The 25,057-nt window shown below is 70.6% G+C and carries 20 protein-coding genes and 1 riboswitch; of the genes, 9 read left to right on the top strand and 11 right to left on the bottom strand.

Annotated features, from left to right (window positions below; translation table 11 throughout):
• Nucleotides 1-24: 24 nt before the first annotated feature.
• Complete coding sequence (pcrA, locus tag ACZ7L6_RS24980) at nt 25-2,511, bottom strand: DNA helicase PcrA (RefSeq protein ID WP_471927418.1); 2,487 nt, start codon at nt 2,509-2,511, stop codon at nt 25-27.
• Nucleotides 2,512-2,883: 372 nt separating this feature from the next.
• A riboswitch (cyclic di-AMP (ydaO/yuaA leader) is annotated at nt 2,884-3,053 on the top strand.
• An 8-nt stretch (nt 3,054-3,061) separates the two neighbouring features.
• Here pcrA and ACZ7L6_RS24975 point away from each other — a divergent pair.
• Nucleotides 3,062-4,228 (top strand): C40 family peptidase, encoded by a 1,167-nt coding sequence (locus tag ACZ7L6_RS24975; protein ID WP_471927416.1) that lies wholly within the window; start codon nt 3,062-3,064, stop codon nt 4,226-4,228.
• Nucleotides 4,229-4,596: 368 nt separating this feature from the next.
• Here ACZ7L6_RS24975 and ACZ7L6_RS24970 read toward each other — a convergent pair whose 3' ends face one another.
• On the bottom strand, nt 4,597-4,950 hold the full coding sequence (locus ACZ7L6_RS24970) for a hypothetical protein (protein ID WP_471927414.1): 354 nt from the start codon (nt 4,948-4,950) through the stop codon (nt 4,597-4,599).
• Between the two features lie 453 nt (nt 4,951-5,403).
• On the opposite strand from ACZ7L6_RS24970, the gene ACZ7L6_RS24965 reads away from it, so the two are divergent.
• Nucleotides 5,404-6,465: a C40 family peptidase gene (locus ACZ7L6_RS24965; RefSeq protein WP_471927412.1), complete on the top strand. Its 1,062-nt coding sequence runs from the start codon at nt 5,404-5,406 to the stop codon at nt 6,463-6,465.
• 21 nt (nt 6,466-6,486) lie between these two features.
• On the opposite strand, the gene ACZ7L6_RS24960 is transcribed toward ACZ7L6_RS24965, so the two are convergent.
• Nucleotides 6,487-7,206, bottom strand: a complete 720-nt coding sequence (locus tag ACZ7L6_RS24960; RefSeq protein ID WP_471927410.1) for a LuxR C-terminal-related transcriptional regulator — start codon at nt 7,204-7,206, stop codon at nt 6,487-6,489.
• Nucleotides 7,203-8,492, bottom strand: coding sequence for an ATP-binding protein (locus ACZ7L6_RS24955; protein WP_471927408.1), 1,290 nt, complete (start codon nt 8,490-8,492; stop codon nt 7,203-7,205). Before ACZ7L6_RS24955 ends, ACZ7L6_RS24960 begins: the two co-directional genes overlap by 4 nt.
• A gap of 179 nt (nt 8,493-8,671) precedes the next feature.
• Here ACZ7L6_RS24955 and ACZ7L6_RS24950 point away from each other — a divergent pair, with 179 nt between their 5' ends.
• Both ACZ7L6_RS24950 and ACZ7L6_RS24945 read left to right on the top strand, forming a co-directional pair.
• Nucleotides 8,672-10,099: a PspC domain-containing protein gene (locus ACZ7L6_RS24950; RefSeq protein ID WP_471927406.1), complete on the top strand. Its 1,428-nt coding sequence runs from the start codon at nt 8,672-8,674 to the stop codon at nt 10,097-10,099.
• Nucleotides 10,086-10,337, top strand: coding sequence for a hypothetical protein (locus ACZ7L6_RS24945; protein WP_471927404.1), 252 nt, complete (start codon nt 10,086-10,088; stop codon nt 10,335-10,337). Before ACZ7L6_RS24950 ends, ACZ7L6_RS24945 begins: the two co-directional genes overlap by 14 nt.
• Nucleotides 10,338-10,405: 68 nt before the next feature.
• Here the strand turns inward: ACZ7L6_RS24945 and ACZ7L6_RS24940 are convergent, their stop codons facing one another.
• Complete coding sequence (locus ACZ7L6_RS24940) at nt 10,406-10,936, bottom strand: DoxX family protein (RefSeq protein WP_471927402.1); 531 nt, start codon at nt 10,934-10,936, stop codon at nt 10,406-10,408.
• Nucleotides 10,937-11,509: 573 nt separating this feature from the next.
• The gene (locus tag ACZ7L6_RS24935) at nt 11,510-12,790 is read right to left on the bottom strand and encodes a hypothetical protein (RefSeq protein WP_471927400.1); all 1,281 of its coding nucleotides are present in this window, start codon (nt 12,788-12,790) and stop codon (nt 11,510-11,512) included.
• Between the two features lie 294 nt (nt 12,791-13,084).
• On the opposite strand from ACZ7L6_RS24935, the gene ACZ7L6_RS24930 reads away from it, so the two are divergent.
• Nucleotides 13,085-13,975, top strand: a complete 891-nt coding sequence (locus ACZ7L6_RS24930; RefSeq protein WP_471927398.1) for a DUF4429 domain-containing protein — start codon at nt 13,085-13,087, stop codon at nt 13,973-13,975.
• Between the two features lie 41 nt (nt 13,976-14,016).
• Here the strand turns inward: ACZ7L6_RS24930 and ACZ7L6_RS24925 are convergent, their stop codons facing one another.
• Nucleotides 14,017-14,823, bottom strand: a complete 807-nt coding sequence (locus tag ACZ7L6_RS24925; protein WP_433045990.1) for a class II aldolase/adducin family protein — start codon at nt 14,821-14,823, stop codon at nt 14,017-14,019.
• Between the two features lie 184 nt (nt 14,824-15,007).
• Between ACZ7L6_RS24925 and ACZ7L6_RS24920 the strand changes: the two genes are divergently transcribed.
• Both ACZ7L6_RS24920 and ACZ7L6_RS24915 read left to right on the top strand, forming a co-directional pair.
• On the top strand, nt 15,008-15,634 hold the full coding sequence (locus ACZ7L6_RS24920; RefSeq protein ID WP_471927396.1) for a hypothetical protein: 627 nt from the start codon (nt 15,008-15,010) through the stop codon (nt 15,632-15,634).
• A gap of 73 nt (nt 15,635-15,707) precedes the next feature.
• Nucleotides 15,708-16,193 (top strand): pyridoxamine 5'-phosphate oxidase family protein, encoded by a 486-nt coding sequence (locus ACZ7L6_RS24915; protein WP_471927394.1) that lies wholly within the window; start codon nt 15,708-15,710, stop codon nt 16,191-16,193.
• 16 nt (nt 16,194-16,209) lie between these two features.
• Here the strand turns inward: ACZ7L6_RS24915 and guaA are convergent, their stop codons facing one another.
• Nucleotides 16,210-17,790, bottom strand: a complete 1,581-nt coding sequence (gene guaA / locus ACZ7L6_RS24910; protein ID WP_471927392.1) for a glutamine-hydrolyzing GMP synthase — start codon at nt 17,788-17,790, stop codon at nt 16,210-16,212.
• A 342-nt stretch (nt 17,791-18,132) separates the two neighbouring features.
• Between guaA and ACZ7L6_RS24905 the strand changes: the two genes are divergently transcribed.
• Complete coding sequence (locus tag ACZ7L6_RS24905; protein WP_433045978.1) at nt 18,133-18,414, top strand: chorismate mutase; 282 nt, start codon at nt 18,133-18,135, stop codon at nt 18,412-18,414.
• 615 nt (nt 18,415-19,029) lie between these two features.
• On the opposite strand, the gene ACZ7L6_RS24900 is transcribed toward ACZ7L6_RS24905, so the two are convergent.
• Nucleotides 19,030-20,163 carry a hypothetical protein gene (locus tag ACZ7L6_RS24900; protein ID WP_471927390.1) on the bottom strand — a complete coding sequence of 378 codons (1,134 nt, stop codon included), beginning with the start codon at nt 20,161-20,163 and terminating at the stop codon, nt 19,030-19,032.
• A 246-nt stretch (nt 20,164-20,409) separates the two neighbouring features.
• Here ACZ7L6_RS24900 and ACZ7L6_RS24895 point away from each other — a divergent pair, with 246 nt between their 5' ends.
• The gene (locus ACZ7L6_RS24895; protein ID WP_471927388.1) at nt 20,410-21,411 is read left to right on the top strand and encodes an LAETG motif-containing sortase-dependent surface protein; all 1,002 of its coding nucleotides are present in this window, start codon (nt 20,410-20,412) and stop codon (nt 21,409-21,411) included.
• 118 nt (nt 21,412-21,529) lie between these two features.
• Here ACZ7L6_RS24895 and ACZ7L6_RS24890 read toward each other — a convergent pair whose 3' ends face one another.
• On the bottom strand, nt 21,530-23,338 hold the full coding sequence (locus tag ACZ7L6_RS24890; protein ID WP_471927386.1) for a GMC oxidoreductase: 1,809 nt from the start codon (nt 23,336-23,338) through the stop codon (nt 21,530-21,532).
• Between the two features lie 48 nt (nt 23,339-23,386).
• Nucleotides 23,387-25,000 (bottom strand): succinic semialdehyde dehydrogenase, encoded by a 1,614-nt coding sequence (locus ACZ7L6_RS24885; RefSeq protein ID WP_471927384.1) that lies wholly within the window; start codon nt 24,998-25,000, stop codon nt 23,387-23,389.
• Between the last annotated feature and the right edge of the window lie 57 nt (nt 25,001-25,057).

Genomic DNA, 25,057 nt, shown 5'->3' with positions numbered 1-25,057 from the left:
GCGGGGGTTCACTGCACGGGCAAGCTAGAGCTTCTCCACCGGCGCATACCGCAGCAGCAACCGCTTCGGCTTGGTGTCCCCGAAGTCGATCGTCGCCTCGGCGTTCGCGCCTGTGCCCTTCACCGCCATCACGGTGCCGAGCCCGAACTGGTCGTGCGTGACCCGGTCCCCCACCGCGAGCTGGACGACCGGCTTCTCCGACGTACGGCGCGTGGCGAAACCGGATGCGCCCGACGCCGAGGAGCGCGAGCGGGACGAAGACAGCGAGGCCGCGACGCCGGCCGCGGGACCGGAGGACATGGGCGCGGTCGCCCCCGTCCGCTTCCAGTCCACGTGCGCCGCCGGGATCTCCTCCAGGAAGCGGGAGGGCGGGTTGTACGACGGCTGCCCCCACGCGCTGCGCATCGACGAGCGCGTCAGATACAGCCGTTCCCGTGCGCGCGTGATGCCGACGTATGCCAGCCGCCGCTCCTCCTCCAGCTCCTTGGTCTGGCCGAGGGCGCGCATGTGCGGGAAGACACCGTCCTCCATGCCGGTGAGGAAGACGACCGGGAACTCCAGGCCCTTGGCGGTGTGCAGGGTCATCAGGGTGATGACGCCGGAGCCGTCCTCCTCCTCGTCCGGGATCTGGTCGGAGTCGGCGACGAGCGCGACCCGCTCCAGGAAGTCCGCGAGCCCGCCCGAGGCCTCTTCCTCACCGGATTCCTGCTCGAACTCCAGGGCCACGGCCGCGAGTTCCTGAAGGTTCTCGATGCGGGTCTCGTCCTGCGGATCGGTCGATGCCTGCAACTCGGCGAGATAGCCGGTGCGTTCGAGCACGGCCTCCAGGACGGTCGCCGGTCCCGCGCCGGACTCGACGATCGTACGGAGCTCCTCCATCAGCGTGTTGAACCGCTTGACGGCATTGGTCGACCGCGCGGCCATGCCGTACGCCTCGTCCACGCGCCGCAGCGCCTGCGGGAAGCTGATCTTCTCCCGCTGCGCAAGGGCGTCGATCATCGCCTCGGCGCGCTCGCCGATGCCCCGCTTGGGCACGTTCAGGATCCGCCGCAGCGGCACGGAGTCCTCGGGGTTGGCCAGCACCCGCAGGTAGGCCAGTACATCCCGGACTTCCTTGCGCTCGTAGAACCGGACCCCGCCGACGACCTTGTAGGGCAGGCCGACGCGGATGAAGACCTCCTCGAAGACACGGGACTGGGCGTTCGTCCGGTAGAAGACGGCGACGTCCCCGGCCTTCGCCTCGCCCGCGTCCGTGAGGCGGTCTATCTCGTCGGCGACGAACTGCGCCTCGTCGTGTTCGGTGTCCGCGACATAGCCCGTGATCCGCGCCCCCGCACCCGCGTTGGTCCACAGGTTCTTGGGCCGACGCGACTCATTGCGCTCGATCACCGCGTTGGCGGCGGACAGGATCGTCTGCGTCGAGCGGTAGTTCTGCTCCAGCAGGATCGTCGTCGCGTCCGGGTAGTCCTCCTCGAACTGGAGGATGTTGCGGATGGTGGCGCCGCGGAAGGCGTAGATCGACTGGTCGGCGTCACCCACGACACACAGCTCGGCGGGCGGGATGTCGTACTCGCTCGGCGGCACGTCCACGGGGTGCTCGCTGGTGCCGACGAGCTCGCGCACGAGCGCGTACTGGGCGTGGTTGGTGTCCTGGTACTCGTCCACCAGGACGTGCCGGAAGCGGCGGCGATAGTGCTCGGCGACGTCCGGGAACGCCCGCAGCAGATTGACCGTCGTCATGATCAGGTCGTCGAAGTCCAGGGCGTTCGCCTCGCGCAGCCGCGACTGGTACATGGCATAGGCCTGGGCGAGGGTCTTCTCGAAGCCGTCACTCGCCTGCGCAGCGAAGTCCTCCTCGTCGATCAGCTCGTTCTTCAGGTTGCTGATCTTGGCGCTGAAGGACTTGGGCGGGAACCGCTTCGGATCAAGGTCCAGGTCCCGGCACACGAGCGCCATCAGCCGCTTGCTGTCGGCGGCGTCGTAGATCGAGAACGACGACGTGAACCCGAGCTTCTTGCTCTCCCGCCGCAGGATCCGCACGCACGCGCTGTGGAAGGTCATCACCCACATCGCGTTCGCACGCGGGCCGACGAGCTGCTCGACGCGCTCCTTCATCTCGCCCGCGGCCTTGTTGGTGAAGGTGATCGCGAGGATCTGCCCCGGATGCACGTTCCGCTCGGCCAGCAGATGGGCGATGCGATGGGTGAGCACCCGCGTCTTGCCGGATCCCGCGCCGGCCACGATGAGCAGCGGGCTGCCGGAGTGGACGACGGCGGCGCGCTGGTTGTCGTTCAGCCCCTCCAGGAGCGCGGCCGCGTCGATGGCCGGGCGCGGGGCGCCGTCGCGGTAGTAGGCGTCCCGGTCCGGAGGCACGTCGAACTTCCCACCGAACAGATCGTCCGGAACCGGTTCCGGAGCGTGATCGTCCTCGGGCGGCGGCGGGGGTTCCTCCTCGTGGGCCCGTGGGGCCTGGAGGTCCGCCAGGAAGCTGTCGTCAAAGAGGCTGCTCATCGCTCTCCGAGTCTAGGGCGCTCCACTGACAGCCCGCCGCCACCCCGAGAACATCACCTGTTTCAGGCCTCGATGATCTCCGGAAACCGGCCCACCCGACGGAACCTCACCCTCCAGAACCACCCCACCACGACCCGTGATCGAGGCCCTCAATATGAAGGAAGCGGCCCAAGCACCCACACACGCCAACAGTCAGCCCAAACAGTCCAAGTCCACCCAAACCCGCCGTCACCCACCGTGATCACCAAGGCTCTGACTCAAGGTCACGAAAATGTATCGGGCATATCGAACATCAACCTTCACAGGGGCCACACGAGTTGGCTACCGTGCCGGGCAGGCCGTACGACCCCCACCGGCGAACGTCGCCGGGCCGCACGGCCTCCGCCGAGTCCGGTACGCCGCGCTGCGACCGGAGCCGGGGACCCACCGAACCCGGGGTGAATCGGCCGGACTTCCCTCCCGGGACCGGCCGTAGGGCAACCCTTCCGGAACCACCCGCCCGAACCCGACAGCTAACTCGGTAGGCGGAGCACGGAAGGAGTCGCCTCCCTTGGCGTCGCACCGCAAGTCGCGTCCCGCAGGGACACGCGTAGCAGGCATACGGACCCCCGCCCTCGCCACGGCGGCCCTCACTTCCGTGGCCCTGCTGTCCCAGACGGCCAACGCGAGCCCCTCGACGGACGACAAGCCGAGCCTCGAAGAGGTCGAGAAGAAGGTCGACGACCTCTACCGCCAGGCAGAGTCGGCGACCGAGAAGTACAACGCGGCCAAAGAGAAGACCGCGAAGCAGCGCAAGCGCGTCGACACCCTCCTGGACGACGTCGCCAAGCGCACCCAGGAGCTCAACGACGCGCGCGAGGAGCTCGGCCGCAACGCCGCCGCCCAGTACCGCACGGGAGCCGCCGCCCCCGACACCGCGACCTTCCTCCTGGCGGACACCCCGCAGGACTACTTCGACCAGACCCAGCTGATGGACCGTATGACCGGCCGTCAGAAGGAGGCGGTCGACGACTACTTCACGCAGCAGTCCACGACGATGAAGAAGCGTCAGGAGGCCACCAAGAGCCTCGAGACGCTCACCGAGTCGCAGAACGACCTGCAGCAGGCCAAGTCCACGGTCCAGCAGAAGCTCTCCGACGCACGGGAACTCCTCTCGAAGCTGACGGCGGAGGAGAAGGCACGCCTCGCCGCGATCGAGAAGCGCAAGCAGGAGGAAGCCGCGCGCAAGGCCGCGGAGCTGGCCCGGCAGCAAGCGGAGGCGGAGCGCCAGCGCCAGGAGGCCGCCCAGCAGCAGGAGAGCACCGAGCAGCCGTCCGCCCCGAGCACCTCGGACCCGTCCGCGACGGACTCCTCGTACGCCACCAAGGCCGAGAAGGCCCTGGCCTTCGCCCGCGCCCAGATAGGCAAGCCGTACGTCTGGGGCGCCACCGGCCCCGACTCCTACGACTGCTCCGGCCTCACCCAGGCCGCCTGGAAGGCCGCCGGCGTGGACATCCCCCGCGTCACCTACGACCAGGTCAACGCCGGCACCACGGTCTCCCTGTCCAACGCCCAGCCCGGCGACCTGGTCTTCTTCTACGACGACGTCACCCACGTGGGCCTCTACATCGGCAACGGCATGATGATCCACGCCCCGAAGCCCGGCGCGTACGTCCGCGAGGAGTCGATCTACTACGACGGAGAGTCGTCGATCCACAGCGTGGTCCGCCCGGCCTGACGCGCATGTGACGCCCTGCTCTCCACACGCGCGCGTGGCGCCCTGTCTCCGACACGCGCGCGTGTCAGTCATTTCCGACACGCGCGCGTAAAGGAGCCCCTTGGCGGCGCGCCCCCACGCACCCGCAGTCGCGTACGGCGGGAAGGGGACGTGCCGGGGGGTGTCCGCCCGCAGTGGCCGGCGTCAACACGCAGCACGTCCCGGCCCAAGGTGACCGCCGGTCCGAGGACGGACACCTCCCGGCGCGGCCCCGACCCACAACGGACCCGCAGCGCTACGCGCACCCCCACTCAGCGACACGGGCCGCCGCAGGCATCAACGCGCACGCGGATCCGGTTCCGCCCCCGGAACGGCCCCCGAGACCGAGGTCACGTCCACAGAACGGCAATAAAAACGTTCGCCGCGGTCAGCAGCCCCACTAGCCCGAACAGCCCCTTCTCCACCTCCTCCTCGTCCCGCTTCACATAGACGAGCCCGAGGATCACGATCAGCAGCGCCAGCTTCACACCGATCTTGATGTTGTTGACGGACTGGTCGTCCGCCTGGTTGAGCCCGACGAGGATCACCCCGGTGACCAGCATGGTCACGGCGCCGTGCAGCATCGCGGGGACGAACCGGGCGGTGCCCTGACCCATCGCCTTCATCTGCGTGAAGAAGCCACCGAGCAGCGCGGCGATACCGATGATGTGCAGGCCGACGAAGAGATGGATGAGTACGTCCATGAAGCCGGAGCCTAATCCGCTGCATATATGCGCCCCATAGCACCCCCCGTTCCCCGCGACCCCCGAAACCGCCACATCGGTCATCACCCCGCGTCGACCCGACGCCCCCCTTCGGGGATCACGCTCACTTACGGTCATCCCCCGGTCCGCTCCCGGCACTTCCGCACAACGCGTCACCGACCCGACACAGTGAGGTTTAGCGTCCTCCACCAGGTGACCGGCTCCCCACCGCCGCCCGGGCCAGGGGCGGCAGTCGGACACCACCGCCGAGAAAGGTCCGGCGGCGGCCCGCTCCCCCTGTGTGGGCCGCCGCCGGACGCGTAACCCGCCCCGGGACGGTCGTACGTCCGCTCCCCCCAGGCGCTCATACGCCGCCGTTCTCCCGGGGCGGTGATGCGTCCGCCGCTCCGGCAGACGCAGCGGGACCAGGCGGTCGCACGAAGGGACGTCCACGTGGCAGCGCATCGAAAGCCCCGTCAGCGCTCGGTCGGCGGCAACACGGCCCGCACGGCATGGACGATCGCCCTGGCGGGCGCGGCGAGCGCGACCGGATTCGACGGGACCGGACATGCCGAGCCGCAGCTGACACCGGCGCAGGTCAAGGCGAAGGTGGACAAGCTGTACCAGGAGGCGGAGGTCGCCACCGAGAAGTACAACGGCGCGAAGGAGAAGGCGGACGCGGCCGAGCGGCGGATCCGGACCCTGCAGGACGAGGCCGCGCGCAGGACGGAGAAGCTCAACTCGGCGCGGGACGCGCTGGGTTCGATGGCGGCGGCACAGTACCGCGACGGCGGTCTCGACCCGGCCCTCCAGCTCGCGCTCTCGGCCGACCCCGACCGCTACCTCGACGGAGCGGAGTTCGCCGAACGCGCCGGCAACCGGCAGGCGGCGTCCGTCGCCGGTGTCCGCGAGCAGCTGCGGGAGATCGAGCAGCTGCGCGGGGCCGCGCGTATCGAACTGACCTCGCTGAGGTCCCGCCAGGCCGAACTGCACCGGCACAAGGGCGCGATCACCGGCAAGCTGGACACGGCCCGGGGCCTGCTCGCCCGGCTGACCGCCGAGGAGCGCGCCCAGCTCCAGGGGGGCGCGGACCGCGCCGCACGCTCCTCGACGGGCACCCGCGACGCCCTGACGGCCCTCGGTTCCGCCACGGCACAGGCCCCCAACTCACGGGCGGCGGCCGCTATTTCGTACGCCTACTCCAAACTCGGCAGCCCCTACGTCTGGGGCGCGACCGGTCCCGACGCCTTCGACTGCTCCGGCCTCACCCAGGCCGCCTACCGCGCGGCCGGCCTCTCCCTGCCCCGCACGACCTACGCCCAGATCGACGCCGGACGCCGTGTCTCGCGCTCCGAACTCCTCCCGGGCGACCTGGTGTTCTTCTACTCCGGCATCAGCCACGTGGGCCTCTACATCGGCAACGGCCAGATGATCCACGCCCCGAACCCGTCGGCACCGGTCCGGGTGGCCCCGCTCGACGAGATGCCGTTCGCGGGCGCCACCCGGGTGGTGTGAGCGAGCGGGCCGGGACCGGGCTCAGACCAGGCGCCGGGCCGTGGCCCACCGCGTCAGCTCGTGCCGGTTGGACAGCTGGAGCTTGCGCAGGACCGCCGAGACATGGGACTCGACCGTCTTGACGGAGATGAAGAGCTGCTTGGCGATCTCCTTGTAGGCGTAGCCACGGGCGATCAGCCGCAGCACCTCCCGCTCGCGCTGGGTGAGCCGGTCCAGGTCCTCGTCGACCGGCGGCGCGTCCGTCGACGCGAAGGCGTCCAGCACGAACCCGGCGAGGCGCGGCGAGAAGACGGCGTCGCCCTCCTGGACCCGGAAGATGGAGTCGACCAGATCCGTGCCGGTGATCGTCTTCGTGACGTAGCCGCGCGCACCGCCCCGGATCACGCCGATCACGTCCTCCGCCGCGTCCGAGACGGAGAGCGCGAGGAAGCGGACGGGCTGCTCGGTGTCCGCCATCAACGCGGCGCAGCGGCGCAGGACTTCGACGCCACCGCCACCCGGGAGGTGCACGTCGAGGAGGACGACCTCGGGCCGGGTCGCGGTGATGACGGTGACCGCCTGGTCGACGTCCGCGGCCTCGCCGACGACCTCGACGCCGGTCTGCTCGGTGCGGCCGATCTCGGCCTGGACTCCCGTACGGAACATGCGGTGGTCGTCGACGAGGACCACGCGCACGTGCCGCTCGCCCGCGCTCCCGCCGGTCGACTCCACAGGCTCGTTCGCCTCGGTCGGGTCGCTCATGACGTCTTCTCCGCCCTCTCCATCTCCAACTCGACCTCCGTACCACCATCGGGCACCGCCCTGAGCCGGGCCGTGCCGCCGTTGCGCTCCATGCGGCCGATGATCGATTCTCTGACACCCATGCGGTCGGCGGGTATCGAATCGAGATCGAAGCCCGGACCGCGGTCCCGGACGGACACGAAGACGGTCTTCCCCTCCACCTCGGCGTAGACCTGGACGGCGCCGCCCTCGCCACCGTACTTCGCGGCGTTCACCATCGCCTCGCGCGCGGCCTGCATCTGTGCGCCGATCTTCTCGTCGAGCGGGCAGTCACCGACGACCACGACCTCTATCGGAACGCCGTGCTTGTCCTCGATCTCGGCGGCGTTGCGCCGGACCGCGTCGGCGAGGTTGGTGGGTTCGTCGGCCTCGTCCTTGCCGGTGCCCTCGGGTTTGTACAGCCAGGTGCGCAGGTCGCGCTCCTGGGCGCGGGCGAGGCGGCGGACCTCGCCGGCGTTCTCCGCGTTGCGCTGGATCAGGGTCAGGGTGTGCAGCACCGAGTCATGGACGTGCGCGGCGACCTCGGCGCGCTCCTGGGCGCGGATGCGCATCAGCCGCTCCTCGGAGAGGTCCTGGGTCATCCGGACCAGGTACGGCCCCGCGAGGAGCGTTATGCCGACGAGGACCGCCAGGGCCGCCTGCAGGACGGAGCCGAGGTGGGCGGCGGAGCCCTGCAGCACGAAGATGCCGGAGACACCGGCCGTGACCAGGACGACGCCGCCCGCGGCACGCAGCAGGGTGAGGGTGCGCCGCCGCTTCCCGGCCTCCATCCAGCGGGCCCGGCGGGCGTTGTCCGCCTGGCGCCAGACCAGGGCGACGCCCGCGCCGACGAGCACGGCGGGCAGGAGGTAGGCCTTGGCACCATTGCCCAGGTCGACGCTGCCGACGAAGACCATCGCCACGACGACCATGAGGAGCAGCGCGACGATCTGCCCCTTGTCCGGCTTGCGGGCGACGAGTCTGCGGCGGCCGTCGGCCGCGGTCTCGGTCGTGAAGGGGGACGGCCGCTGTGCGTCGACGCCGCCGACGCCGAGCGGCACGAAGAACCAGAACGCGGCATACAGCAGTGCGCCGAGGCCGTCCGCCATGAACAGGCCGACGAAGACGAGCCGCACCCAGATGACGGGCAGGCCGAGATGTCCGGCGAGCCCCCGCGCCACGCCCCCGAGCCAGCGTCCGTCGCTGCTGCGGTAGAGCTTGCGCGGCGGCCGCGGTTCGGCGAGGGGCGCTGCTGCGGCTTCCGGCATGCCAACGATGGTCACACGCCCGGACGACCGGGGCACCAGGGTCGACCCCCTAGACTCCCCTGATCTTCGCGGCCCGCCGCGTCGAACGCATCCCGGGCCCTCGCCTCAGGGCCGATATCAGGGTCCGACCAGGGTCGTTCCGACTCCCGCCACGCCGACCCGGCCGTCACCATGGACACATGACAGATCACCAGCACGCCGCGGACTCCGTGCCCGAGCCGGACGCCGTGCCCACGGGCACCCCGTCCGACGCGGCGTCCGCGCGCGCCGCGGGTGAGGAACCGCGCGCACACGCGGGCGCAGAAGCAGGAGCGCCGGCCGAAGCGGTACTCGACCCGCCGCACCGGTTCCGGCGCGACCGACGGCACAAGATGCTGGCCGGCGTGTGCGCCGGGCTCGGGCGGCAGTGCGACATGGACCCGGTGATCTTCCGGATCACCCTCGCCGTGCTCTCCGCGACCGGCGGCATCGGCCTCATCTTCTACGGCTTCGCCTGGCTCTTCGTCCCGTACGACGACGAGGACGAGAACGAGGTGCGCAAACTGCTGACCGGCCGTGTGGACGGCCAGGCGCTGACAGCGGTGCTGTTCGCGCTGGTCGGCTGCGGTGTGTTCCTGACGCTGCTGACGAACGGCGGCGTGCTGACCTTCGCCGTGGTCCTCTCCCTGCTCCTCGCGGGCGCCGGTTACTGGTCACGGCACCGCACCGCCACCGACCCCGACCCGCTCGCGGCCCAGGCCGTCGCCGACGCCCCACCGGAGGCCCAGGCACCGCCGGTCCCCGCCGCCTACCCCTCCTGGTGGCGCGACCCCATCGTCAAGGACGGCACCCACGAGGGCGGCACGGGCTACCTCTGGGGCCCACGTGACTCCCGGGCCCGCGACATCGCGGCAGCCGTCAACATCAGCCTCGGCACGACCTGGGGCAGCCGCGAGGACATGCGCGCCCGACGCCCTCAGCAGTCGAAGCCCCGTGGCCCCCGCTGGATCGGCGGCTGGGTGTTCCTGCTGGCCGTCCTGGCGGGCGCCCTCGGCACGGGCGCGACCTGGGAGGACCACGCCCTGGGCACCAGCCTGCAGACGGGCCTGTCCTGCGCACTGCTCGTCCTCGGCCTGGGCATAGCGGTCAGCGCGTTCCTGGGCCGCACCGGAGCGGGTTCCATATTCCTCGCGGTCGTCACCGCGGGCCTGCTGGCCGCCTCGGCAGCACTGCCCAAGGACATCAGCACCCACTGGACCGAACGGAACTGGCGCCCGGCGACCGCAGCGGACGTACAGCAGCAGTACGACCTCGGCACCGGCGTCGGCACCCTCGACCTGACCCGGGTGAAGTTCACCGAGGGCCGGACCGTGACCACCAGGGCCGACGTGGGCGTGGGACAGCTGAAGGTGATCGTCCCCAAGGGCGTGACGGTGAAGGCGAGCATCGACGTGGGCGTGGGGGACATCCAATTGCCGGGCGAGGACAAGGGAGACGTGGACGTGGCACCGGGCAAGCACAAGGAGCTGACCCTGACACCGGCCACGGGCACCAAGCAGTCGGGCACCCTGGACATCGACCTCAGTGTCGGCGTGGGACAGGCGGAGGTGAGCCGTGCTACGTCATGAGTTCCAGCCCGGCCGACTGGTCGCCGGCGCCTTCCTGACCCTCGCGGGCATCCTCTACGCCGGTGACGCGGGCGACGCCTGGGAGACGCCGTGGTTCGTGGTGATCCCGCTGGTCGTGGGCGGCCTGTTCCTGGCGGTCACGGTGGCGGCCGTGACCCGAGGCATACGCAGACGCCGCCGATCACCCCGCACCCCCACCACCACACCCCCGGACCCACAGCCGGACGCACCCCACTGACGACTGACTTCGGGCGGCCCGACCTCCGCCACCAGTACCCCCGCCGACAGCCCGCCGACTTGAGCCACCTACCGGTAGCCCCCTGCCCGCTGTCGTCGCCGTGCGCGCAGGGCGGCGTCGACGGAGAACATGGGGGCGCCCGCGAGGACGAGAGGCAGCCAGGCCATCAAATAGGCCAGGTCATTGCCGTAGTAGTACGGATCGGAGGCCCAGCTCACCGTCAACCACAGACTCAGCGAGATGAGCGCACCGCCGAGCGCCGCCAGCCGTGCGAGCAGCCCGATGAGCATGCCGATGCCGACGGCCAGCTCACCGAAGGCGATGGCATAGCCGAAGCCGACGGGATTCTTCAGAGCCAGGTCCACCAGGGCCGGAATGGCCGATGAGTCACGAACGGCACGCATCATGTCGCCGATCGACCCCGAACCGGCGTCCTTCATGAAGGCGCTGTCGGTGAGCTTGTCCAGGCCGGCGTAGATGAACGTGACGCCGAGGAAGACCCGGAGCGGGAGCAGTGCGTAACGGGTGGCGGTATCCCTCCAGTCCCGGCCGCCGTCGAGGTAAGGGAGGTGCGTGTCCGTGTGCATACCGTGAGTCATCGCCAGTAGCCGCCTCTCGCCCGCCGCGCCGTGACCCCTCAAAGGACCATACGTACGCAATGACTGCGCGGCTCAATCCTGTACGCCCCGCACTTCCCGATCCAGCCCCGTGACTGCGTCGGCTGGACCGCACTACCACGCGCCGCGACTTTCTGACACCGGCGTCGCCGCGGGCCCTGCTGCGGCCCCCAGACCCCCGCTTCGGCCCTGAACGGGCCTCGTCCTCAAACGCCGGACGGGCTGAAAGATGCCGACCGGCGTTGAGAGGTCACCGGACGACGGGCAGGGCATCCCGGAGCGGAGGCGCGTATCCCCACGGGCCCGCAGTCGCCCATGGCGGGAAGGGGACGTGTCGGGGGGTGTCCGCCCGCAGTGGCCGGCGTCAAGAAACAGCACCTCCCTGCCCGACCCCAGCCGCCGGTCCGAGGACGGACACCCCCCGGCACGGCCCCGACCCACAAACCGACCGCAGGCGCTACGCGCACCCCCACCCAACCCGCACAGGCGCCGCAGGCATCAACCCGCACCCCCACCCAGCCGCACGGCACCCCGGCCCCACTGCCGGAGGCACCGTCACTCGGTCACATCAATCGCGTACCGATTGGTCTCCACCCCCGCCGCAGTAACCACCTGCACCTCCACCCTCCCCGGCTCCACATCCGCCGGCACAGGCACCGTCAGCACCGCGTCCGTCGGATTGCTGAACCCCCCGGCCACCGGCACCAACGGCACATGCACATGCACCGCCCCGATCCGCACCACCATCCGCGACAGCCGGTCCGCCCCCTGCGCCCCGGGCGGCACAAACCCGGCCCCCCGGATCTCGATGTCGTCCCCGGTACGGATCGGCCCGTCCAGATCCCCGGCCTCCCGCGCCCGCACTACCGAAAGGATCACCGGCCGACCTCCCTCCGCGTACTTCCCGGCCAGATACGTCGCCGCCGAGATCAGCACAACCACCGCCAACCCCCACGGAAGATCCGGCAACTGATCCGGCCGCCGCCCCAACCGCACCGCCGCGAACAGCAACGCAACCCCGCCGATCACGACGTACTGGATGTCCGCGAACGTCCCCCGCCCCGCATCGTCCGTCAGCAGATCCGCCGCCCGAGGCCGATCCGCCCGCACCTTCTGCAGCCGCTGCCCGAGCACCCGTACCCCTACGACCCGCCGCACCAGCACCGCGATCGCCGAGACAACGGCCAGCACCGTCACCACCCCGGCGCCCCGCCCGAGCTCGAGACCCGAGATCAGCGCATCGCGCTCGGCGTGCCCGGACGCCGCCGCCAGACGTCCCGCCAGCACGAGCACGGCGTACGCGACGAACAGCACCCATGCCCCGGCCACCGCACGCGACGTAGACAGCCGGTTGTCCTCACCGATGACCGGCGCGAGCGCCCCGCCCCCTGCCCGGTGGAACCAAGAGGCCGCGGTGAGCGCCCCGGCGGTCACCAGCGCCGCCAGCAGCCCGGCCGTACGCGCCGCCGTCCACCCCGCCCCGATCGCCGTGAGCGCCTGCACCAGCAGCAACACCACGACCAGGCCCCAGACCACGCACGCCGTACGCCACCACAGCCGTGCCAGCCATGCCGCACCCTCGGCCCGCCCGCGCTCGGCGACCAGTTCCGCCGACTGCGTCAACTCCTCGGAGACCCACTGCCGGGAGGCGGAGGCGGAGTGGGCCACCGCGGCCGGCAGGCCCAGCCCGGCCGCGAACTCGTCCCGTTTCAGCAGGAATTCGGCGACGGCCCGCCGATGCCCCGCACGCGCCCCGTGCGGACAGTCCCCACAGGCGCAGCCACCCCCGTGCACGCCCCCTGCCGCGCCGCTCTGCCCAGCCTCCTGCACCGCCACGCCCGACGCCCGCCTTCCCTGCGACCTCACGTCTTACAGCCCTCACGGCCTTATAACCTCACGACCGCACGATCGGCAGCCCGTCTCAGATACCGGCCACGACGACCGCCGCCCCAATGCCCGACCGACGACCGCCGGGCCACCACCGAGCCCGCGACCGCCCACCACCGCACTACCCGCAACTCCCCCACGCCGACAGCGAATTGTGCCCTACCTCACCACCCCACGCCCCACAGCACCCTCACCCCGGGTGACGAACGACCCCCGTGTTGACCCGGCTGCGAGAATTTCCCTATGGCCGAGATCATCCAGCGCGACGGGACCTGGGCCTTCGACGGCACAACGGTCCGGATCACGCCGGGACTCCACCGCTCCGTGCCGCTGTTCCGGCAGACGTACGGAGAGATCGCCGTACCCCTGGAAGCCGTGTCCGGCATCGTCTTCGAACCCGAACGCAAGCGCGGACGCCTGCGCATGCGGCTGCGGGAGGGCGCCGACCCTCTGCTCCAGGCGACCGGCGGCCGGCTGCCCGACACGGCGGATCCGTACCGGCTGACGGTGGACATCGACCGTTCCGGGGTCGCCGAGTACGTCGCCGAGGAGATCCGCCACGCCCTGCTCCTGGACCAGATCCCCAAGGAGCCGACCAAGACGTACCTCCTCCCCGGCCCGCCCGTCCCCGTCTCGGTCCGCTCCTCCGACGGCATGGTCTCCTTCGACGGCAGCCAGGTGCGGATCGACTGGTCGGACACCTCCGACCGGGTCAAACGGGCGACCGGCCCGAGGATCATCGACGTCGGCGACCTCGTCCAGGTCGAGTGGCTGCCCAACTCCGGCTACGAGGACGGCTTCCTGCGCTTCGTGACCCGCGAGACGGTGTTCTCCAAACTGCCGCCGGAGAAGGACCCGTACGCCCTGGACCTGTGGGGCAGCACCCGCCGCGACCTGCTCACCGCGCTGGTCGCCACCGCGGTCACCGCCCGCCTCCCGCACCCGTCCACCCGCGCCGGAGTCGACCACGCCGACCACGCCGACCGCCCCCAGCCGGCGTCCGTCCCGCCCCCGGCCGACCACCACGACATACTGCTCCGCAGACTGCGGGAGTTGGGCGAGCTGCACCGGGACGGGGTGCTCACGGACGAGGAGTTCGCGATGACGAAGGCGGTCGTTCTCCGGGGTTTCTGACCGCAAGCCCTCAGCCGTCCCCCTCCTCCCCAGGAGACCCGTCAGCTCAGCAGATCCGGTTCGCTCCGGCTGATGTCCTGCCACAGCGGCTGGTAATTGATCCACGCGACCAGGTCGCCGCCCAGCTGCTCGCGGGTGGCCACGGCCTGCTTGTGGTCGATGAGGACCGGACGGCCCGCCGCCCGTGCGGTCAGCTGCACCTGGCAGGAGCGTTCCATCGACAGGAACCACCAGGCCGCCGCGTCCACCGAGTCGCCGACGGTCAGCAGCCCGTGGTTGCGCAGGACGAGCGCCTTGTGCGAGCCGAGCGCGGTCGCGATCCGGCGGCCCTCCACGGCGTCGACGGCGACCCCCGAGTAGGCGTCGTAGAGGGCGTGGTCCTCGTAGAAGGCGCAGCTCTCCTGGGTGATCGGGTCCAGCAGCTCGCCCAGCGCCGCGAGCGCACGTCCGTGCACCGAGTGGCAGTGGGCGACGGCGACGACGTCCGGGCGGGCGGCGTGGACCTGGGAGTGCACGGTGAAGGCCGCCTGGTTCACGTGGTAGCGGCCGTCGATCACCTGTCCCTCGGAGTTGGCGAGCACGAGGTCGCTGACGGTGACGTGCTTGAACGGCATCCCGAACGGGTTGACCCAGAAGCAGTCGCTGAACTCGGGATCGCGCGCGGTGATGTGCCCCGAGACCCCGTCCTCGAATCCGAACCGCCCGAAGATCCGCAACGCACCCGCGAGCCGTTCCTTGCGGTGCCGGCGCTCCTCCTCGACCGAGTCGTGCATCGGCGGCATAGCGAACTGCAGCCGGTCGGTCGGCAGCGGCGTGGGCGGAGTGGGCCCGAGGGGCGTCCCGTGCATGTGTCCTCCAGCACTGGGGTGCTTTACGGGGCGGAAGTTACCGTCGGTCAGCGCAAGAGAACAGACATGTTCCGTGAAGATGACGCACGCAACCCTTGCCCGGGCTCATGGGTCTGGTGTGCGGAACCAGAAATTCAGTGTCACTGATCAGCAATTCAGCGGCACTTTTCAGCCGGGAGTCCCCGTGAGCCTCGCCGACCGCCGCGTCACCGCCCTCATGCGTCAGATCGCCTCCCAGGACGTCGTCGAGATCGTCCACCCGTACGCCCGGCTGCAGACCCTCGGCGCACTCGCGTACATCGCCGAGTGCTACGGCTTCCGGTACGCGGACGTCCGCCGGGTCGGGGAGAACAAGACCCTGCACGTGTACCTGGTCCGCGACACCGACCCCCGGGCACAGCAGCGCGCGGCGGCCGGCGCAGCCGCGTTCCCGCAGGCGGGCGCCGGCGGCCCGGTCCCCGGCATGCAGCCGGGTTCGCTCACTCCCGTCCCCGAGGCGCAGCCGGACGTAGCCCTGATCACCGCGCTCATCAAGTACGACTCCCTCGGCGCCGTGGGCGATCGCAAGCGACTGCTCGCCATGGCGTGGGGCTCCGCGGTCCTGTTCCCGCTCCTGGCCCTGCTGACCGCCAAGCCCGCCGTCCTGCTCCCGCTCGCCGTCCTGATGCCGGCGCTCCTGCTGGGCGGTCTGCGCCTCAACACGACCCGGCGCGCGAAGCTGGCCCAGCAGCTCACGGCCGCCGGATGCACGCCGGTCCGGGACGAGGCGGGCCGGGAGAGATACGTCCGCCCTGTGCCGTACGCGGCATGACGCCGGGACAGGGGACGACACCCGGGCCGGATACCAGACAGCGGATGTCGGGTATCGGCGCGACACTCACCGTATGACCACGCACACGGCAGCGAACTGGGCAGCCTTCACCGAGGCGGAACCGGACCTCGCCCGCATCACGGAGGAGCGCTTCGGCGCCTTCACCCATCACGTCCTCGCGACCCTCCGCAAGGACGGCTCCCCGCGCACCACCGGTCTGGAGGTGCGCTTCCTGAACGGCGAGCTGTGGCTCGGCATGATGCCGGACTCGCTCAAGGCGCTCGACCTGCGCCGCGACCCGCGCTTCGCGCTCCAGGCGAACCCCGGGGAGGGGCAGAGCATGGGCGGCGGTGACGTGCGGATCAGCGGTCGGGCGATCGAGATCGACGATCCGCAGACCAAGGCCGCATACGGCGAAGAGGTGGAACCGCCGGAGCCGTTCCACCTCTTCCGCACCGAGCTGACGGAGGTCGTACGGACCTACGTCGAGGACGACAAGTACCTGGTCGTCCAGGTCTGGAAGCCCGGTGAGCCCGTGCGCACGATCAAGCGCACCTGAGCTCTGAAAAGCGGGCTCACTCCCACTCGATCGTCCCCGGCGGCTTCGAGGTCACGTCGAGGACGACACGGTTGACGTCCCGCACCTCGTTGGTGATCCGGGTCGAGATCCTCGCGAGGACGTCGTACGGCAGCCGCGACCAGTCGGCGGTCATGGCGTCCTCGGAGGAGACGGGACGCAGGACGATCGGGTGGCCGTAGGTGCGGCCGTCGCCCTGGACGCCGACGCTGCGGACGTCCGCGAGCAGCACCACCGGGCACTGCCAGATGTCACGGTCGAGGCCGGCCGCAGTCAGCTCCTCGCGGGCGATGGCGTCGGCCTCGCGGAGCAGGTCGAGCCGCTCCTTGGTGACCTCGCCGACGATCCGGATGCCGAGGCCCGGGCCCGGGAACGGCTGGCGCTGGACGATCTCCTCCGGCAGGCCGAGCTCCTGGCCGACCATCCGGACCTCGTCCTTGAACAGCTTGCGGAGGGGTTCGATGAGCTTGAACTCGAGGTCCTCCGGCAGCCCGCCCACGTTGTGGTGAGACTTGATGTTCGCCGTGCCGGTGCCGCCACCGGACTCGACCACATCGGGGTACAGGGTGCCCTGGACGAGGAACTCCACCGCCGGACCCTCGTCCGCGATGATCTCCGCCTGGGCCTGCTCGAAGACCCGGATGAACTCGCGGCCGATGATCTTCCGCTTCTCCTCGGGGTCGGAGACCCCGGCGAGCGCCTTGAGGAACCGCTCCTCCGCGTCCACGACCTTCAGCTGCACGCCGGTCGCGGCCACGAAGTCCTTCTCGACCTGCTCGGTCTCGCCCTTGCGCATCAGGCCGTGGTCGACGTAGACGCAGGTCAGCTGGGAGCCGATGGCCTTCTGCACCAGCGCGGCGGCGACGGCGGAGTCCACACCGCCGGACAGCCCGCAGATGGCGCGCTTGTCGCCGACCTGCTCGCGGATCGCCGCGACCTGCTCCTCGATGACGTTGCCGGTCGTCCAGCTCGGGGTCAGGCCCGCGCCCCGGTACAGGAAGTGCTCCAGCACCTGCTGGCCGTGCGTGGAGTGCATGACCTCGGGGTGGTACTGGACGCCGTACAGCTTCTTCTCGTCGTTCTCGAAGGCGGCGACCGGGACGACGTCCGTGGAGGCCGTCACGGAGAAGCCCTCCGGGGCGGCGGAGCAGGCGTCACCGTGCGACATCCACACGTGCTGCTCGGCCGGAGTGCCCTCGAAGAGGGTGGAGGACGACTTCGAGACATGGAGATCCGTACGGCCGTACTCGCGGGCGCCGGTGTTGTCGACCGTGCCGCCGAGGGCCTGTGCCATCAGCTGGAAGCCGTAGCACATGCCGAAGACGGGGACGCCGGCCTCGAAGAGCGCGCGGTCGAGGCGGGGGGCACCCTCCTCGTAGACCGACGAGGGGCCGCCGGAGAGGATGATCGCCGCCGGGTTCTTGGCGAGCATCTCCTCGACGGGCATGGTGCTCGGCACGATCTCGCTGTAGACCCGGGCCTCGCGGACGCGACGGGCGATGAGCTGGGCGTACTGCGCGCCGAAGTCGACGACCAGGACGGTGTCGGGGGCGGCGGCAGCGGGGGTCGCTGGTGACACGGGAGCCTTCCGGCGGTGGGGCGGGGTCTCTGTGCTGGCCAATTCTACCGGGGTGACTGCAGGCACGGTCCCGCCTGCTGGGCGCTGCCGCCCCAGACCCCCGCTTCGGCCCCGAGAGGGCCTCGTCCCCGGACGGGCTGGTTATACTCGCCGCATGCTCAAGATGGCGACCTTCCTCTTTACCTATGGCACCCGGCCCGCCGGCTGCCATGGTCGTGCTGCTTGAGCAACTGACAAGCGACTTCCCAGGCGCCCCGGGCCGACAAGGTCCGGGGCGCCTGGCGTTTTCCGGATCCTGTCGCTCCGGGGCATCCGCCCTTCCCCTCCACGAGGAGCCCCGAAATGACCGCCATCGACGTGACCGGCGCCCGTACCACCGAGGCCGCGGACGTGATCACCGGTGCCCGTGAACGCATCGACGCCCTGGACGACCGGATCATCGGGCTGATCCAGGAACGCATGGCCGTATCGGCCGTCATCCAGGAGGCGCGGATCAATTCCGGCGGCCGGCGGGTGAACCTCTCGCGTGAGATGGAGGTCCTCAGCCACTACAGCGAGGCGCTGGGCAAGCCGGGCACCTCGCTCGCCATGACGCTGCTCGAACTGTGCCGCGGTCGCATCTGAGTTCGGGGCCCCTCTCACCCGTACGGCGCGTGACGCCTCCCGCAGCCCTTCGTTGGTACCGGTGTCCGTTCCAGCCAGGGGCGGGCCCGAAGAACCACGCGTGGCTCGCTGGAGCGATGAGGCGTACGGGATCGTGCCGTGCGCCGTGGGACCTCGCTCCAGGTGAGTGACCGGACGGCAGGGGACAGCAGCCCGGTCACCCAAGAGAGGTCGGCTCCGGGGACGCCCGGGGCCGGCCGGCGGAAGTGCAAGAAGGATCTACGAAGCACAAGAAGGCGTACAAGGCTGGGTCGAGCGGTTGCGGTGGCCGCATCCATCCAGCACGATGCGTAGAAGCCGACGCGCACCGCTGCGCGACGGCACTGCCAGAGGTCGAGACCTTCCGTGCGCCCCCCCCGTGCGCCGGGGCGCCGACCCGCGGCACGAAAGGCCTGACCGTACCAGCGGCGCAACCCCCCGGCGCCGCTTCCCAGGCACCGATGCTGCCCTGACGTCGGTGCTGACGAAAGAAGGGCCCCGCGGCTCCTGCCTGCGGGGCCCTTCTCTTGTCCGCTGTGCTGTCTGCTGTGCAGGCATGCCTGCTGCTGTCATGCCTGCCGGGCTGCCACCGCCCCGTCATGTGCGCGAGACGGTTCCGCACTCCTTTCCGGCACCGCCCAGTCCCCTGCTGCGGTCGTAGGGATCGACCACGTCGCCGGACGGCTCGGCGCCGGCGTACAGGTCGGACCGGAACCTCGGACGGATGAAGCCGTCACCCTGTCGGCAGGCGTCGTTGCCGATCTGGCTGCTGACGTCGAGCAGCCAGATGCGCCCCTCGGTCGCCTGGTACTTGACGGGGTCCACCACGTCCACCTGGATGACCCGGCGGACGATCGCGCGGGTGACCTCCTCGCCGCCACCGGCCTTCGCCACCGGATACACGAAGGTGTAGTCGGCCTTGACCAGCGCTCTTCCGTCTCCGCTCTTGCCGCGTTCGACGGTCATACGGCCGCGCACCTTGACCTCGGTGCCGACGAGCTCGATCTCGTCCGGATCGAAGCGGGTGAAGGTCCATTTGGGGTCGTTCTCGACGCTGGGGCGGCGCAGGCCCGCCCGTAGCTCGGCGAGGTAGTCCTTCGCCAGCGGGTCGATGAGTGCCAGCGCCTGCTTCGGTTCGGCGGCGGACAGCACGTCGCGGTCGAGGTTGGAGGCGACGAGGAACTTCTTGGTGAGTCGCAGGGCCGTCTCGACCCGCGCGGCGGAGACCCCGTCGACGGCCTTGGCCTCCGGCACCTCGACGGCATCCGCGCCCGCGGCCCAGCGCTCGGCCGGGGAACCGGCGAACGGCCGCTTCCGGGTGGGCTGACCTGCGGCGTCGGCGGGCGCACCGCTGGGCCGGCTCGTCTCCGCCGTCATCGGTGAGGCCGACGGCGTGTCCGAGACGGCGCCCGAACCACCCGGCAGCCAGGACAGCGCGGCGGACGGCTTGAGGGCGATCACGGCCACGCCGACGGCCAGCAGCACGCCGACAGCGCTCCAGACCTTGCGCCGGCGCCCGGACCGGCCGTTCATCTCCTGCCAGGCGGGGCCGGTGCGCCAGCCTGCGGGCAGTTCCCCCCGGGCCTCCTGCTGTCGCAGGCGCTCGGTGACCATGCGGGCGCGCGCGGAGGGTTCCTTCGGGGCGGAGGCGGCTTCGCGCTCGGCGTCCTGGACGAACTTCTCCCATGCCTCGTCCGGTATGGACGACTCCTCGGACGGCTTCTCGGTCACGGCGGTGTGGGCTTCCTCTCAGCGGGCTGTCGGCCGGCTGAGCGTACGTCAGCTCCGGGCCGCCGAGCAGAGCCTCCCCGACTGTGATGCAGGCCACATAAGAAACCTGTTAGAGGGTGCACAACCTTTCACATCCGTCGCCGATCAAACCCTGCGAATCACGGGCCACACCCGCGCCCCACACGCGGAGGCCTCCTTTACTCGCGTGTTGCGACGTCGCAGCACTCCGGACTTTCTGAGGTCTTCATGAAGCTTCGCCGTGCCCTGGCCGCCGCAGCCACGACGGCTGTCATAGCGCCGATCGCGCTGCTGTCCGCGCCGGCCGCGTTCGCCACGGACGAGCCGACGTCGGCGTCCACCGAGACCGTGACCGAGACGCCGACGGACACCCCGACGAGCGACGCCCCGACCGACACGCCGACCAGCGACGCGCCGACGGACACCCCGACGAGCGACGCGCCCACCGACGCGCCGACGACCGACGCCCCCACCGAGTCCGCCGCGCCCACCGCCACGGAGAGCAGCCCGGCCCCGGAGGAGAGCACCACCGCTCCCGAGGAGTCCGAGACCCCGGACCCCGAGCCGTCGGCGTGCGAGGACTCCAAGGTCGACGTCACCTTCACCGGCCTGCCCGGCAAGATCGCCGCGGGCAGCGGCTGGCACAAGTTCTCGCTGAACGTGCTCAACAACTCCGACTCGACCCTCCAGGACCTGGACTTCTTCGCCGGGGCCTCCCCCGACGCCGAGGGCATGGAGCTGTTCCAGAGCAAGCAGGTCGAACTGCAGGCCTGGGACCCTGACGCCGAGGCCTGGGTGACGCTCGACGAGGAGGGCTTGGCGGTCGGCTACGTCGGCTACACCGACGAGCTGAAGCCCGACTACGAGGTCAACATCCCGATGCGGCTCAACGTGAAGTCCAGCGCCCCGGTCGGTGCCGGCTTCACGCTCGGCGCGACCATTTACGGCGACGCCGACGACGAGTGCGTCGGCTTCGGCGAGGTCGCCTACAAGTTCCAGATCGTGCCCGCCGGGACGAACACGGACGGCACCAAGCCGCAGGAGGGCGGCAAGGCCCCCATCACGGACAAGGAGCCGAGCAGCGACACGCCGGAGGTCACCGGCAACCTGGCCGAGACCGGCTCCAGCTCCAACCTCCCGGTCATCGCGACCGTCGGTGGCGTCGCCATCGTCGCCGGTGCGGGTGTCGTGTTCGCCATGAGGCGCCGCAAGGTCGGTGCGGAGGCCTAAGCCTCACCAGAGCTCTACGCAAGACGGAGAAGGACCTGCGCTCGGAGGGGGGTGCAGGTCCTTCTTTGGCGTTCGTCCGGCAGCGTCGCCTTACTTGTGCCGCCGCACTTCTGTCGCCTTACTTCTTCGGCGGCACCGCCGGCATCCCCAGGAACGGCAGCCTCAACGCCCCGAACGCCTCCGCCGGGACCGCCGGTGACTTCGGCTCGACCGGCTTGAGGCGTTCGTACGCCGCTCCCTGCTGCGGGCGCGGGTCCGCCTCGCCCTTGTTGGGCCAGTAAGACATCGCCCGCTCGGCCTGCGCGGTGATCGTCAGGGAGGGGTTCACGCCCAGGTTGGCGGAGACGGCGGCGCCGTCCACGACCGAGATTCCGGGGTGGCCGTACAAGCGGTGGTACGGGTCGATCACGCCGGTCTCGGGCGAGTCGCCGATCGGGCAGCCGCCGAGGAAGTGGGCGGTGAGGGGGGTGCCCATGAGTTCGCCGACGTTGGAGCCGGCGAAGCCGTTGATGTCGGCCGCGATGGCGGACGCGGCCTGAGAAGCGGCCTTGATCTGCTTGGGGTTGGGGGACCCGTGGCCCTGGCGTGCCGTCAGCAGGCCCTTGCCGACGCCGTCCGGTTTCAGGTACGTCGTCAGAGAGTTGTCCAGCGACTGCATCACCAGGCCGATGATGGTCCGCTCCGACCAGCGGCGGTTGGAGAGGGAGCGCAGGACGAGGAGGGGGTGGCGGGCCGCGCTCGCCAGCCAGGCGCCGACCCTCGACCGGCCTTCCGCGTACGGCACCTGGAGGATCGACAGGCCGCCCATCGAGTTGGAGCCCTTGCCGTAGCGGACCGGCTCGATGTGGGTGTTCTCGTCGGGGTGGATGGACGAGGTGATGGCGACTCCACGGGTGAAGTCGACCTTCGGCTCACCGGTCGCCTTGCGGTAGCGCCGGTTGTCGGTCTGCGCGCCGACCAGGGCCTCCGAGTTGGTGCGGGTCAGTTCGCCCAGCTTCGGGGAGAGGTACGGCAGTTGGCCGCCCGCCTTCATGCGGTGCAGAAGGGTCTGGGTGCCGTACGTGCCGGCCGCGAGCACCACCCGGCGGGCCTTGAAGATCCTGCCCTCGCCCTTCTTCCTGCGGTCGGTCGGCAGCGTCGCGACCGCGTAGCCGCCCTGCGAGTCGTCCGTGACGGAGACGACCGTCGTCAGGGGGTGGACGACCGCGCCGGCCTTCTCGGCGAGGTAGAGGTAGTTCTCGTTGAGGGTGTTCTTCGCGCCGTGGCGGCAGCCGGTCATGCACTCGCCGCACTCGGTGCACGCCTTGCGGGCCGGGCCCGCCCCGCCGAAGTAGGGGTCGGACACCTCTTCCCCCGGCTCGGCCTTGGCATCCCCGCCCGCGTCCTTGCCGTCCCCGAAGAAGACGCCGACCGGCGCCATGTGGAAGGTGTCGCCCACGCCCATCCGCTCGGCGGCCGCCTTGAGGTGGACGTCGGACGGGGTCATCGTCGGGTTGAGCCGTACGCCGAGCATGCGCTGGGCCTGGTCGTAGTACGGCTTCAGCTCCTCCTGCCAGTCGGTGATGTCCCGCCATTGGGGGTCCTCGAAGAACGGCTTCGGCGGTACGTAGAGGGTGTTGGCGTAGTTGAGGGAGCCGCCGCCGACGCCCGCTCCGGCCAGCACCATGACGTTGCCCAGCAGGTGGATGCGCTGGATGCCGTACATGCCGAGCTTGGGGGCCCACAGGTAGTTCTTCAGGTCCCAGGAGTTCTTCGGAAGGGTCTCGCGGGTCCAGCGGCGGCCGGCTTCGAGGACGCCTACGCGGTAGCCCTTCTCCGTCAGACGGAGCGCCGTTACCGACCCGCCGAAACCCGACCCGACGACGATGACGTCATAGTCGTACCCGGAGCCGTCGTCCTGTTTCTGGGCAGAGTTCTCCTGTGACACGTGCTCTCCTCGCTGAAAGCTGTGGTGCGGCGGGCTCGAAAGCGGGCCCTAGCGGAAACGGAACGCCTTCATCACCCGCAGGCTCCGGCTCATGAACTGCGCGTACTTCTCGTCGTCCATCCCCAGTGACGGCGCCATCGGCAGCAGCCGCTGCTGGGCGACCGTCTGGGCCTCCGTGTACTTGAGGATGCCCTCCGAGCCGTGGCGGCGGCCGAGACCGGAGTCCTTCATGCCGCCCATCGGGGACTGGACGCTGCCGTAGGCGGGGGCGTAGCCCTCGTTGACGTTGACCGTGCCGGTGCGCAGGCGGGCCGCCACCTCGCGGCCGCGGCGGCCGTCCTTCGTCCAGACCGACGAGTTGAGGCCGTACGGCGTGGAGTTGGCGAGCTCGATCGCCTCGTCCTCGGTCTTGAAACGGTAGATGGAGACCACCGGACCGAAGGTCTCCTCGGCGCACACGGTCATCTCGGACTCGACCCCGTCGAGGATCGTCGGCTCGAAGAAGTACGGGCCGATGTCGGGGCGCGCCACACCGCCCGCGACGAGCTTCGCGCCCTTCGCGACGGCCTCCTCCACATGCCGGGTCACGGTCTCCAGCTGCCGCTCGCCGACCAGCGAGCCCATGTCGGCGCCGTACGCCAGGGACCTGCCCAGCCGCATCGCCTTGGTGCGGGCGGCGAAGCGCTCGACGAAGGCGTCCGCGACGGACTCGTGGACGTACAGCCGCTCGATGGAGATGCAGAGCTGGCCGGCGGAGGAGAAGCAGGCGCGGACGGCGCCCGCGGCGGCCTTCTCCACGTCGGCGTCCTCCAGGACGAGCATGGCGTTCTTGCCGCCGAGTTCGAGGGAGACGCCGACCAGGCGGGCGGCGGCGCCCTGGGCGACCTCGCGGCCGGTGCGGGTGGAGCCGGTGAAGGAGACGTAGTCGGCGTGCCGGACGACCTCGGGGCCGATGACCGGGCCCTCGCCGAGGACGACCTGGAAGACATCGGCGGGCAGGCCGGCCTCTATGAGCAGGTCACGGGCCCACAGCGCGGTGAGGCAGGTCTCCGTGTCGGGCTTCATCACGACCGCGTTGCCCGCGACGAAGGCGGGGAGCGCGTCGCCGACGGAGAGTTCGAGGGGGTAGTTCCAGGGGGCGATCTGGCCGACGACGCCGCGCGGATGGCGCAGTTCGGTGACGCGCGTGAGCGTGGGCATGGCGCCCGCGTGCCGCTTCGGCTTCAGATACGACGGTGCCTTACGGCCGTAATGGCGGGCCGCGACGGCGACGGCCTGCACCTCCTCGTGGGCGTGCAGGCGGGCCTTGCCGGTCTCCAGCTGGATGAGGTCGAGGACCTCGGCCTGGCGTTCGAGCACCAGGTCGTGGAAGCGGAGCAGGACGGCGGCACGCTGCCGCACCGGGACCTGGGCCCAGACGGCCTGGGCCCGGCGGGCCGCCTCGAAGGCATTCTGCACGTCCTCGGGCGTCGACTCGGGCAGGTCGGCCAGCTTCTCGCCGGTGAACGGCGTGTGGTTGGCGGTACGGCCCGAACCGGCCACGCCCTTGGTGAGCTGGGCGACCAGCTCGGGGGTGACCACGTCGGCGGCGGTGCGGGCGCCCTCCGGGGCGGGGGCGAGGGGGTTGGTGCCGGTCTTGGCCGGGGCCTGCGCGTCCGTCATGAGGCGCAGGGTATGCCGGAGCGGGGCCTTTGTGTACCCGTCGGTAACGCGGATTCA

The sequence above is a fragment of the Streptomyces sp. NPDC107522 genome, assembly GCF_055657525.1.
This window is presented reverse-complemented; position numbering and strand designations above follow the sequence as displayed.

Coding starts and splice junctions, on each gene's coding strand:
- pcrA (WP_471927418.1), bottom strand. CDS start 2,511: ATGAGCAGCCTCTTTGACGACAGCTTCCTGGCGGACCTCCAGGCCCCA.
- ACZ7L6_RS24970 (WP_471927414.1), bottom strand. CDS start 4,950: ATGGACGTACTCATCCATCTCTTCGTCGGCCTGCACATCATCGGTATC.
- ACZ7L6_RS24960 (WP_471927410.1), bottom strand. CDS start 7,206: ATGAGCGACCCGACCGAGGCGAACGAGCCTGTGGAGTCGACCGGCGGG.
- ACZ7L6_RS24955 (WP_471927408.1), bottom strand. CDS start 8,492: ATGCCGGAAGCCGCAGCAGCGCCCCTCGCCGAACCGCGGCCGCCGCGC.
- ACZ7L6_RS24950 (WP_471927406.1), top strand. CDS start 8,672: ATGACAGATCACCAGCACGCCGCGGACTCCGTGCCCGAGCCGGACGCC.
- ACZ7L6_RS24940 (WP_471927402.1), bottom strand. CDS start 10,936: ATGACTCACGGTATGCACACGGACACGCACCTCCCTTACCTCGACGGC.
- ACZ7L6_RS24930 (WP_471927398.1), top strand. CDS start 13,085: ATGGCCGAGATCATCCAGCGCGACGGGACCTGGGCCTTCGACGGCACA.
- ACZ7L6_RS24925 (WP_433045990.1), bottom strand. CDS start 14,823: ATGCACGGGACGCCCCTCGGGCCCACTCCGCCCACGCCGCTGCCGACC.
- ACZ7L6_RS24915 (WP_471927394.1), top strand. CDS start 15,708: ATGACCACGCACACGGCAGCGAACTGGGCAGCCTTCACCGAGGCGGAA.
- ACZ7L6_RS24905 (WP_433045978.1), top strand. CDS start 18,133: ATGACCGCCATCGACGTGACCGGCGCCCGTACCACCGAGGCCGCGGAC.
- ACZ7L6_RS24895 (WP_471927388.1), top strand. CDS start 20,410: ATGAAGCTTCGCCGTGCCCTGGCCGCCGCAGCCACGACGGCTGTCATA.
- ACZ7L6_RS24885 (WP_471927384.1), bottom strand. CDS start 25,000: ATGACGGACGCGCAGGCCCCGGCCAAGACCGGCACCAACCCCCTCGCC.